Source organism: Streptomyces sp. NPDC045967 (genome assembly GCF_056430495.1).
Map to the genome: position 1 here is coordinate 1 of NZ_JBWKLE010000040.1, position 10,773 is coordinate 10,773.

Annotated in this window: 9 protein-coding genes and 1 pseudogene; 6 read left to right on the forward strand and 4 right to left on the reverse strand. The window is 68.7% G+C overall.

The window, feature by feature from the left end:
- Positions 1-533 precede the first annotated feature (533 nt).
- Positions 534-707, reverse strand: a complete 174-nt coding sequence (locus tag AC07FY_RS32765) for a hypothetical protein (RefSeq protein ID WP_479014041.1) — start codon at positions 705-707, stop codon at positions 534-536.
- A 1,452-nt stretch (positions 708-2,159) separates the two neighbouring features.
- On the reverse strand, positions 2,160-2,588 hold the full coding sequence (locus AC07FY_RS32770) for a hypothetical protein (RefSeq protein WP_479014044.1): 429 nt from the start codon (positions 2,586-2,588) through the stop codon (positions 2,160-2,162).
- A 505-nt stretch (positions 2,589-3,093) separates the two neighbouring features.
- Between AC07FY_RS32770 and AC07FY_RS32775 the strand changes: the two are divergent.
- Positions 3,094-3,561 (forward strand): annotated as a pseudogene (locus AC07FY_RS32775) (helicase associated domain-containing protein); the annotation flags it as partial.
- A 399-nt stretch (positions 3,562-3,960) separates the two neighbouring features.
- Here AC07FY_RS32775 and AC07FY_RS32780 read toward each other — a convergent pair.
- The gene (locus AC07FY_RS32780) at positions 3,961-4,932 is read right to left on the reverse strand and encodes a PIN domain-containing protein (protein WP_479014047.1); all 972 of its coding nucleotides are present in this window, start codon (positions 4,930-4,932) and stop codon (positions 3,961-3,963) included.
- Between the two features lie 465 nt (positions 4,933-5,397).
- Here AC07FY_RS32780 and AC07FY_RS32785 point away from each other — a divergent pair, with 465 nt between their 5' ends.
- The 3 genes from AC07FY_RS32785 to AC07FY_RS32795 all read left to right on the forward strand — a co-directional run bounded on the left by AC07FY_RS32785 (position 5,398) and on the right by AC07FY_RS32795 (position 7,120).
- Entirely contained in the window at positions 5,398-5,646 is a 249-nt protein-coding gene (locus AC07FY_RS32785) for a hypothetical protein (protein WP_479014050.1), read from the forward strand.
- Positions 5,647-5,973: 327 nt separating this feature from the next.
- A complete protein-coding gene (locus AC07FY_RS32790; protein WP_479014053.1) occupies positions 5,974-6,864 on the forward strand; it encodes a hypothetical protein in 891 nt (296 codons plus the stop codon).
- A 97-nt stretch (positions 6,865-6,961) separates the two neighbouring features.
- Positions 6,962-7,120, forward strand: a complete 159-nt coding sequence (locus AC07FY_RS32795; RefSeq protein WP_479014055.1) for a hypothetical protein — start codon at positions 6,962-6,964, stop codon at positions 7,118-7,120.
- Positions 7,121-7,550: 430 nt separating this feature from the next.
- On the opposite strand, the gene AC07FY_RS32800 is transcribed toward AC07FY_RS32795, so the two are convergent.
- On the reverse strand, positions 7,551-7,946 hold the full coding sequence (locus tag AC07FY_RS32800) for an ATP-binding protein (RefSeq protein WP_479014058.1): 396 nt from the start codon (positions 7,944-7,946) through the stop codon (positions 7,551-7,553).
- Between the two features lie 602 nt (positions 7,947-8,548).
- Between AC07FY_RS32800 and AC07FY_RS32805 the strand changes: the two genes are divergently transcribed.
- Complete coding sequence (locus tag AC07FY_RS32805) at positions 8,549-9,982, forward strand: PP2C family protein-serine/threonine phosphatase (protein WP_479014061.1); 1,434 nt, start codon at positions 8,549-8,551, stop codon at positions 9,980-9,982.
- Positions 9,979-10,350, forward strand: a complete 372-nt coding sequence (locus tag AC07FY_RS32810; protein WP_479014064.1) for an STAS domain-containing protein — start codon at positions 9,979-9,981, stop codon at positions 10,348-10,350. Before AC07FY_RS32805 ends, AC07FY_RS32810 begins: the two co-directional genes overlap by 4 nt.
- The last annotated feature ends 423 nt before the right edge of the window (positions 10,351-10,773 follow it).

Here is a 10,773-nt window from a genome sequence, read left to right on the forward strand (position 1 = left end):
CCCGCGGAGCGGGTCCCACAGCGCTGCGCGCTGTGCCAACGAACCGCTTCGCTTCGCTCAGCGGGAGGGCGCTTCGCGCCCTCGGGGCCGGCCCTTCGGGCCGGTATCCTGCGCTGCGCTCCGGACGGTTCGGGGTTCCGCTTCGCTCCACCCCGAACGGCTGCTTCGCAGGCCTGAGTGACCCCGTTTCACGGGGTCCGGGCCTTCGGCCCGTTGGGTGGGTCCGCTCCGCTCCCCCACCCTGGTCCTTCCGGCTCCGCCTCCAGGACAGCCCGCTCCGCGGGCGGCTGGCTACAAAGCCAGGAGGGGGCGTACGGCGACCGGCCTACGGAGTGGACGTGGCGGAGCGGACAGGACCGGATTCGAACCGGCGTCAGACCCCCTTGAAGGGGGGCGCGTCGACCTCTGCGCTACCTGCCCCCTCCGCCAACAAGTACAAGCTACCCGACTGCTGTCGACCATCCTTACGGGTTTTCCAGCCGGAGCAGGAGGTGGGCGCAGTGCGGCGCCCAAGAGCGTGACATTCATTCATGTCAGGCCGGCGATGGGGGCTGCGCGATGCGTTCGGCCACGTCCTGCGCGACCTCGTTGGTGATGCGCAGGCCATGTCTCTCGCCAGCGGCCAAGAGGGCCGCCTTCACCTCCGGCACCTGTCTACCGGCATGCGTTACGCGGATCTCCGTCAAGGCCTTCTCGTACCGCGTCACCTGTTCCTGGACCCAGGGGGCATGGACTTCTCATAGTCGGCAGCATCAGCCATATGGACAACCTACCCCGCGCAACCAATGATTCATTCTTAGGTCAGGATTGACTCTGGAACCGCAAGGTTGCACCACTACCTCGCCGGCCGCCCTTCTGTCGAGATCCGTAGAACTGCGTGGAGAGTCAACTGCCCAGCTTCCTGAAGGCCTAGCGAAGCACTTCCTGGTCAGGGTGGTCGCGACCTGTCCGTTCGAGTGCCGTCAGGGTGTGGGCGGCGCACCCGGCACGAATAACCGCACCCCACCCCGCGACGCACCGGCGCTCCCCCCGCCGTCCTCGCCCGTCCCCGCTTCCGGCGGGCCGCGTCAACCACCGGCAAGCCCTCACCCGCCCGCTCAAGCTTCAGCTCGGCCAAGGCCCCGGTCATAGCGGCTGGCTTCGATCCGGTTCCGGGACGGCCGTGCCACCTCCAGCACACGCCCCGCCTGCAGATCCCGGCGCACCACACGATGCAGCGTTCCCAAAGACGGCACACTTGCCGGCGAGGATGAACCGTCGGCCGTAGGCCGCCTGTGCGACGCCGCGACGATCCCGCCAACCTCCGCCAGGACCGCCCACTGCTCGTCATCCAGCGTGAGCCCGTCCTGCCGCGGCACAGGATCCAACCGGCCCTCACGCGCCTCCGCCAGCCACTTCCACACCGTCCGAACCGTCACCCCGGCAGCCTCGCCATCACCCGCACATGCAGCGACGACACCGAACCCGGCCCCTGGTCCACCTCCAACAATCGACGCACCACCAGCCCCGCACCAACCGGCCGCCCTCACCCATACCGGCAAGCACGCCAGCCAGCCGCACACAGGAATGGGCAACCCCACGACAGCCAACCACCACCGTGCTGGTCACCTCATGGCAGCAGCCTGATCACCCCATGCCAGCCAAGATCAGCATCACTACACCGTGAGACCAGGGACAACCATGCCGACCCGGCTGACGCCCAACCAGTGCCACCTCCCCACCCATTCACAAAGGCCCAGACCTACCGGATCCACCGCATGATCCACGCAGGTAGCAGTGCGTCGGGTGGAAAGCGGGGGCTGTTCATGGGTGGGGACTCGCACGCGAGGACATCGGGCAGCATCGAATACGGACCGCTGCCGCCACGCTAGGCCGGGACGCGGGCACGTCGAGCAGCTCCCCGGCGGGGTGGAGCACCGGACCGGGGTGTGGATCGTCAACCAGAAGCAACGCCGCGACCGGCTCGACGCCGGACAGCTCGCCGCGCTCGCCGACCTCAGCGTGGACTGGGCAAAGTAAGCAGCCGAAACCGTGTGGAGCCGACGGCAGAGCCTTGAGAGGATCCCCGGCATGCCCGGCATGCCCTGTCCCACAGCGGAGAAGCCCCTCGCCTCAGTCTTCGGGCTGTCCCCCGAGCGCACACAGCGAATCCGCAGCCGTCATCGCACAGGCGCATCCGCCGGGAGACCGAAGTGCCGGCGGGCGATGGCGGCGGTATCAGCCCACTTGACGCCTAGCAGGCGGACCACCTCTTCCCTGGCCTGCTTCGACAAGCGCTTGTTCCACTTCTTCCATTCGTCGCCACCATCCGGGGCGCTTTCGCTCGCATGGACCCGGGGGCCGTCCAGCTCGACGAGCCACGGGGCCTGCTCCCCGAACCCCCCATCCACCAGGTCCGTACCCACGCGCTCGAACCCATGGCAGGAGGCGAGCACCACGACGCTGTCCACGCCCTGCGCAGGCCTCGGGGTGACCTCGATGATCCGCACATCGCAGAAATAGCGGAGCTCCCACCCCGGATGATCGCCGTAGCTCTTTGGAAGGGAACTACCCTTGTTCAAGGTCGCGGCCAGATCCTCCTGGATCACCGGCCGCATCGTGCGCACGAACTCCGGATCCAACGGCGGAAGCGGCGGTATCGACTCCTCACATCCAGTCGACACCAGCACCAACGCCAACACCGCACCCCACACTCCCGATCTTGATCTCATTCCCCTCCAGACGCGCCACGCCGCCGCCAGGTTGCACCCGCCCGAACCGAATGAACGCCGCCGACCTGCACAGACCAAGGCACAAGCTCAACCCGACCCATGCAAGATCAGCCGGCACAGGCCAACCCCGTTGGCGTCAAACTCGACCACCGGCTCCGAGACCAACCAGCAGCCTAGGACTCTGCACCAGACTGCGAAGCACCGCTCTCATGACAGAGCTCCACCAGAAGAAGCACCACCTCGTGTCAGCGCCACAACCCCGAACACCACTTTCATGTCAGTCAGCGCACAGCGCCGACACGGCGTTCACCTACCGAAAGCCACCAGACCTGACACCGTGTCACTGCCAGCCATCAGTGACACAAAAGCGGCTCATCGCAGCCGGGTCCTCACCACCCTCACCGACACCGAGGCGGGAGGCGTGCTGCCCGAGATCCGGCCCGGCGTGCTGTGGGACGGCGACGACATCGGCCGGTGGCTCCAGCAGCAGAAACAGCTGGCCACATGGGCGCGGCTGCTGCCCGAGCAGCAGGAGCGGCTGACCACGCTGGGCGTGCAGCCCGACCAGGCGCCGTCTCTCGCTCCTGCGGTCAGTCGCGGGGCGAAGGGGCCGAGCAAGGCGCAGCAGGCGTTCCAGCGGGGCCTGGCGGCGCTCACGCAGTGGGTGGAACGGGAGGGCGCGGACCGGCCGGTGCCCCGCGCCCACGGCGAAGAGATCGCGGTCGAGGGCGAGGCGGCACCGGTGATCGTGAAGCTGGGCGTGTGGGTCTCCAACACCAAGTCCCGGCGCGACAAGCTCACCGCCGACCAGCTCGCCGCCCTCGCGCAACGGGGCATCGACTGGGTCTGACAGGTTGCCCTGCTCATCGTTGAGCGGGGAGGTCAAGCGAAGAGCGTGAGGGCCCCGGGACTTTGGCCGTGGGGGCTCGTCCAGCGGTTGCGCTCAGGAGAATGTCGGCTCGTCCCCCCACAGTCCAGAGCCGCCGATCTCAGCACCCCCCAGACCAGCCGAGGGCATGGGAGCGAAAGGGCTGCTGACGGTGGCGCTGTCTGTCTGCCTGTGTACGAGCCGATCTCCCACGACCGTAGCGACATAGCGGCCGCTTGGGCCGTACACCCTGTCGCCCTTGATCTTTCCGATGTGCCGACCGTTGTTGTCATGCACGTCATCGCCGGTCCTACGCAGCGGCTTGCCGTCCCGCGTGTAGTAGTTCGCCATCATGCCTCCATGGTCGAAGTGACGTCCAGGCTATCGAGCCCCACCGACACGGCGAGGATCGCGACCTGCCCTGCAACTCCCCGATGCGCAAGCACCGTGCCGGAATACTCGTCGCTCAAGGGGCTTCGACGAAGGGAAGTCCGACGGCTGCCAGCTTGGTCTGGAGGTTGATGTCGTTGCTGGCGACATAGACGGACGATCCGGGATGTCGGGACTGGAGCAGGAGGGTGGAGGCGACCAGGCGGTCATCGGGGATATCCAGGTCGAGCCAGTTCGGCAGCCCGTCGCCCTTGGGCTCGACATACTCGAAGACAGCGTGGACGTCTCCGGCGACCCGGACACCGCGTCGCATGTCTCCGTTGGTGCGCAGTCCTTCAGGCGGCGGTCGGCCTTCTTGGCCGCCTCCCTGATATCGGGGTTTCGGCCGCCCCGCTTGTGATCGTCCAGTTCTCTGAGCACGGCCGGCATCAGGTGGACCATGTACCGCTTACCCAGCAGCGGGGTGAAGACCGTGACATCGGGGTCGTCCAGCAGCACGTTGGTGTCGATGACCAGGCGCACCGGCCAGGCGTCGGCGGGGAGCAGGTCGGCGAGTTGCTGGAGCGTGGCCACCGATTCCCGTACCCGGTCGGTGGCCTTCTGGATGGTTGCCGGGACGGTCTTGTCACGAGAGCGCTCGAGCCAGCGCGCCAGCAGTCCCAGGCTGGCATCCAGGCGCTTTGTGACTTCGGGCGTGGGATGAGGGAACAGAAGCCGCAGCAAGGGCTCCCATTCCCGTACACGCCCCAGCAGCTCCATACGTCGCGCCTCCAGTTCAGGACCGCTGGGAACCCAGCCCCACTGCGCAGCACCGATGAACACCACGCTGCCGCCGCCGCGGTTGGGGTCGATGTTCTGGATCTCTGAATCCACCAGGATCTGCAGGAAGTCCGCTTCGATCACTTCCAGGTCCGACCGCAGACGATCCAGATAGGTCGGCGGAACTGCTGATGTGGAGGCCATCTGCCGATGATGCCGTGGGCCACCGACAACCGGCCAGGCTCAGCGCCCGCAAGGGGAATGCCCCACACAGAAGGACCTTCGTCTTGCCCCCGGCACCGGACGGCGGTGCAACACAGAGCTGCAACGCGGGTCCCAGACCGGCCTTCGGCCGATGTTCTCCCAGGTCAGAGGTGCAACGTGCTCACGTGTTGCAGAGCCGGTGTTGCACGTCCGAGCGGGTGCGTTGCGGTCGCCGGTGTCGCGTCACCGCTTCGAGTGGCTTGTTCGTCACCGGCCCCGGGGAGCCTTGCCGGGAAGCACGCACCCCTGTGGTCCCCGTCGGCTATACCGGTGTGGGGCCGACTGCCCTGCCCGCCGTAGGAGAAGGAGCCCACCGCCTCATGACCGACGCCACGAACGCCCCTCCCGCCACCCGCACCGCCCGCGTGCTCACCACCGTCTTTCGTTGTCATCACCGTCGCCTACATGGGCTTAATGACCTTCATCTCGGTACCTGAGCTCACGGACTACATGAGCGGCCGGGACATCGACTTCCCCGTGTTCCTGGCCATCGCGGCCATCGCCGGCCCCGCCCTGTTCTGGGCCTTCATCGGTCTCGGTATCGGGCTGAGCAAGACGGGCTGGGCGGCCGGACTCACCAGCACCGGCATCCTCGCCACCCTCACCTACGGGTGGCTCCTCGCTTCCTCCAACGGCCACGGCTTCTCCTACTGACTGTTCCTCACCATGATCGTCGCCACTCCCTCGGCGCCTTCTGCGTCATGCCCTACGCCCTCGTCCGCGGCACCATCAGGAGCCGCGGACCCGCCAGACCGTCCTGCTGCGCTTCGCCCCACCCGTGCAAGCATCAGTTGGGCCACCGATGCCGACGTGCCCCGCCCGGCCGATGGCACCGTCAACGGTGCCATCCCGGCGTGACCCGCGGGCTTTGCGCGGAGCGGGTGTCACCGGAACCAGTGACACCCGCTAGGCAATTGATCACGCACCGCAATACCTTGATCGCGCTGCGCGTTGTGTCGCGCTTTCACAGATCGAGGTCCCATGAGATTTCAGCAGTTCCTGTCACGGGCCGCTTCCCGGATCGGCTGGTGCGCCACCGCGCTCGGACTGGTCATGATCGCGGCGGTGCCGGCCCAGCCTGCCGCCGCAGACACAACACCGGCACCGCCGCTGGCGCTGGTCTCGATCGTCAAGGCGACGAAGACCGTCAACGACTTCCAGCCGGTCTACGCGGAGTGCCGCGATGGGGACTGGGCCATCAGCGGCGGCGCGGAGGCGGTAGCCCCCAACGCCATGTACCACGAGGTCGGCCTGGTCGGGAGCTTCCCCGCCGTCCTCCATGGTGAGACGGGAGCGTGGGGATGGGTTGCCAACGCCCGCAACTTCGGCGGGAAGCCCACCACTGTGACCGTCTGGGCGGTCTGCGCGTCCCTGCCCAGGGGTTATGAGGTCGTGCAGGCCCCGCTCGTCCAGGTGCCGAGCGACCAGACCGTCACCGTCTCCTGCCCGGCAGGCAAGACCGCCCTCGGCGGCGGGGCCGAGATCCAGGGCACCGAAAGCTCTCTCACCAAGAGCTACCCGTCCGGCTTCACCGCCTCCGGACCGACGGCGTGGACAGTGGCCGGCCGTGTCTGGTCGAACGGCACGGTCGGCGTCGCGGGGGCCGTGACCTGTGCCGACCCGATCGCCGACAATGAGTGGACGACCTACAAGGTCAGCAAGAACACCCCGTCAGGAGGGTTCCTCACCTGCCTCAACGGACGGCGGGTCACCAGCGGCGGCGCCGCGGCGAACAGCCAGGAGCCCGTACTCATCGCATCCAGGCCCGGCCTGATGAGTGAGGGAGCCGACCGCGACGGCTGGTGGATCCAGGCCGGAAGTCTCTGGGAGCCAATCGCCATGGACCTCTATGTGATGTGCAGAAGTCGATAGCGCCAGACTGCAGAGACGGCCGGGACAGCCGGCCGAACGCAGAAACGGGCCCGGCCGGTACTGCGCCAGCAGTACCGGGCGGGCCCTTGAACACCGCGTGCGACGCAGCACTCCGACCAGTCCTTGTTCCGAGGCCCCAGACCGGCACCACGCCGAACACCCCGAGGTCACCTGGGAGCAGCTGCGCACGGTGGAGAAGGGCCGGCGCTCTCCGCTCGCGGCGCTGCGCCCGGAGCTGGCGCCCGTGCCGGCGTGAGCCTCCGAGGTCCTTCCGCTCGCCCGCGCTCCGGGCTGCCCGGAAGGGCGGCCCGGAGCGCGGGCGTTCTTCCTGTGTGCCGTTCACGCGTGCCCGGCAGCCGGCTCCCATTAGGGTTCGGGCGTGCCCGACCCCGTCGCAGTGGAAGCACCGACCGTCTCCCGGTGTGCTGCGGGCGCCGATGGTGCCGGCGGCGTGGCGGAAGAGCCGGGTGGGGCCGATGGTGTGCGCCTCATGGATCGGGAGGAGCTCCTGCCGTCTGCCGAGTGTGACCTCCAGTGCGACGCCGGGGCCGGTGAAGTGGGCGTGCATACCCCCGGTGATCGAGCGGAGCGTCTCGTTCAGTTCGTGCATCAGATCTCCCCGGCCTTCGTGGCGGTGAGCCGCCACTTCGTGCAGTGGCGAGGCGCCAGCCTGCGAGGTGGGGGAGCTACCAGGGGAGAGCCGCGCAGATGGTCTTCCCGCCTTCCGGCATCGGCTTGATGTGGATGCGGGTGGCGAGTCGCTTGATCATGAACCATCCCCACCCCCCGGTCCCGTCCGTAACAGGGGTGCGGAGCTGGGGAAGCCTAGGACTTTGATCGGTGACGCAGACGTCGACGCAGTCGTCCAGCAGTTCCAGGTGCAGCGCAGACGGGCCGTCGGTGTGCCGGACCGCGTTGGCGACGAGCTCGGCCACCACCAGGAGCACGTCGTCCATGCTCCCGTCCTTGGCGGGGGCCCGAAGGCGGGCGGCGCCGGCCAGGAAGGCACGGGCGGCGTCGCGTGCCGACGTGGCAGGCCGACTCATACGGGACAGGGGATGATCCAGGACGGCGGTACTCACCTATTCCTCCTTTCACCCGGCGGGCTTCCATGTCGCGCATGCCCCGCTGTGCGCACGGAAACCGGAATAAGGCCTACCGACTGAGGCCCGGGACTCGGCCGACCGCGGTACGGGCACCGGTGGTGCTCACGACGTCGCCCGGGCCCGCACCAGTGGAGTGGATGCCGAGCACGGTGCCCTCCACTCCGGGGCCCGGTTCAACCACAGCCGCCGCTCCCCTAATGACCGAGCACCGCACCGGGATCTTGATCGGGAACCAGAAGGCCCGCCGCGGCAAGCTCGACCCGGCGCAGCTCGCCGCGCTTGCCGAACTCGGCGTCGGCTGGGCCCGTTGACCGGGGCGGGCGCCGTTCCAGAATCCTGGAACGGCCGACGCCCGGTATTCCTGGGGTGGCGGTGGCGGCGGCGGCGGTGGAGCCGGAGGGGCCGGCGGCGGTGACGGAGGAGGGTCCAACCTGGTGGGGCAGCCGGCGGTAGGGACGGAGGCGGCGGTGGCAGTGCTGTGCCGTCCCGTTTGGTCCAGGTTTCTTGACGACCAGGGGGCCGGTCTAGGCTGCGACAGTCGTCGGCCACCGAGGCCGGCGCGGCAAGGAAGGCAATCGATGCCGCAAGCGGGACACGCGACCGACCCGGCGCCCACGCCGGGCCGGCAGACGCTCAGTGCGGCACAAGAAGCGGCCCGGATGGACGCGGTGCGCCGCTATGACATCCTCGACACCCCGCCGGACGGTGCGTTCGACCGTGTCGCGGCGATGGCGGCCCGGCTGTTCAAGGTGCCGGTGGCGAGCGTGACGATCGTGGACGAGGACCGGATCTGGTTCAAGGCCGCCCACGGCCTGGAAGGCGTCACGGAGATCAGCCGGGAGCCGGGCCTGTGCGGCTCGGCGATTTTGTCCGACGAGACCCTGGTGATCCCGGACACGCTCACCGACCCCATCGCCTTCAACAACGGCTTGGTCACTGGGCCGATGGGTGTCCGCTTCTACGCCGCCGCGCCGATCACCACCGGCGACGGACACCGGCTGGGCACCGTCAACATCCTCGACACCAAACCCCGCCTCATCACCGAAGACGACACCGCCACCCTTGCGGACCTGGCCGCGATCGTGCTCGACGAGCTGGAGATGCGCCTGGCGGCGCTGAACGCCCTGCGCACCGAGCAGGAGCGGCGCCGGGAGCAGGAGGAGGCCCGGCAGCGCGCGGAGCGGGACAAGAGCGCCATCGAGGCGTTCGCCTCCACCCTCCAGCGCACCCTGCTGCCGCCGGCACTGCCGGTGGTACCGGGCCTGGAGCTGGCCTGCCACTACGCCACCGCCTCCCCGCAGAACGTGGGCGGTGACTTCTACGACGTCTTCCCCCTCGACGGCGCGAGGTGGGCGTTCTTCCTGGGCGATGTGTGCGGAAAGGGCCCGGAAGCCGCCGCCCTGACCTCCCTGACCCGCTACACCCTGCGTGCCGCAGCCCTGATCGACTCGAACCCCGACGTGGTCCTCACCTCGCTGAACACCGCGCTGCTCCTCGACCCTGCCATCGGCAGCCGGTTCTGCACCGCCGTCTTCGGCGTCCTCGAACCGCACGAGAAGGAAGGATTCACCATCACCGTGGCCACCGGCGGGCACCCCCCGGCCTACCACCTGCGCGGCCACGGGACAGTCGAAGCAGTGCACCCCACGGGCGGCATGCTCATCGGCGCCGTCGATGGCGCACACTTCGCCTCCCAGACCATCCACCTAGCCCCGGGCGAAGGACTGCTCCTCTACACCGACGGGCTGACCGAAGCCCGCACCCTGGGCGGAGACATGATCGGAGAAGAGGGCCTGACCCGTTTCCTCGCCGCGCGCACCGGCCCCGTCAGTGCGGCGGAGGTCATAGAAGACACCGTCGACCTCATCAACGCCATGCCCCACGGAGCTGGCGACGACGTCGCCCTGCTAGCGCTGTCGGTCCCCCTCACCCACATCGCGGACGGCCTCACCGCGATCGCCACCGCCCATACCATCGCCCCCGCCGGCGAGACGCCGGAGAGCCGCCCGTGACCGACTTCCGCCTCACCGCACAGCACACCGACGGCAACCTCGCCCTGGCCCACGTCGCCGGATACCTCGACATAGACACCGCCCCCCACCTACGCACCCAGGCACTCGCCCTGATCGAACAAGGCCACCGCCACCTGATCCTGGACCTCGGATCCGTCACCTTCTGCGACTCCTCCGGCCTCAACGCCCTGATCGGCATCCTCCGCTGCACCCAGACCGCTGATGGCACCCTGGTCCTCGCCGCCGTCCCCGACCGCCTTGCGCGGCTGCTGGACCTCACCGGCCTCAGCCCCCTGCTGCCCGCCCACCCCACCGCCGCCCACGCCCTCCTGGCGCACACCAGCAGCCAGAACACGGCCACCGCGTAATCCCCGCGGCGGCCGCCAGGCAAATTGGGGGCGGCCGCCTCCGGTATGCGAGAGGGGCCCGCAGTTCGCCGCGCGTTGCCTCAAATGGCGGGTCCCTTCCGTGGGACCCGACAGTGACCTCGGGCGTCCTACGCACCTCGACCCCGTGTGACGCAAAAGAGCCCCGGACCGCACGGTCCGGGGCTCTTGTGTGCACGTATCCGCCTCGCTCAATATTTGCGGCCGCCCGTTGAGAGCGCGGGCCGTGTACCGCCTTGGAGCCGACAAGGGCCTGCGGATACCGCGAGGGATGTGCAGGGCGGCTCAGAGGTGACGGGCCTGCGCGGCGGAGGAGTCCTCGTCGTAGGAGTCGCGGCTGCCGGACTTGGCCAGCCCACGGCTGATCATGTATCCCACGGTCAGGATCACGATGTACAGCCATGC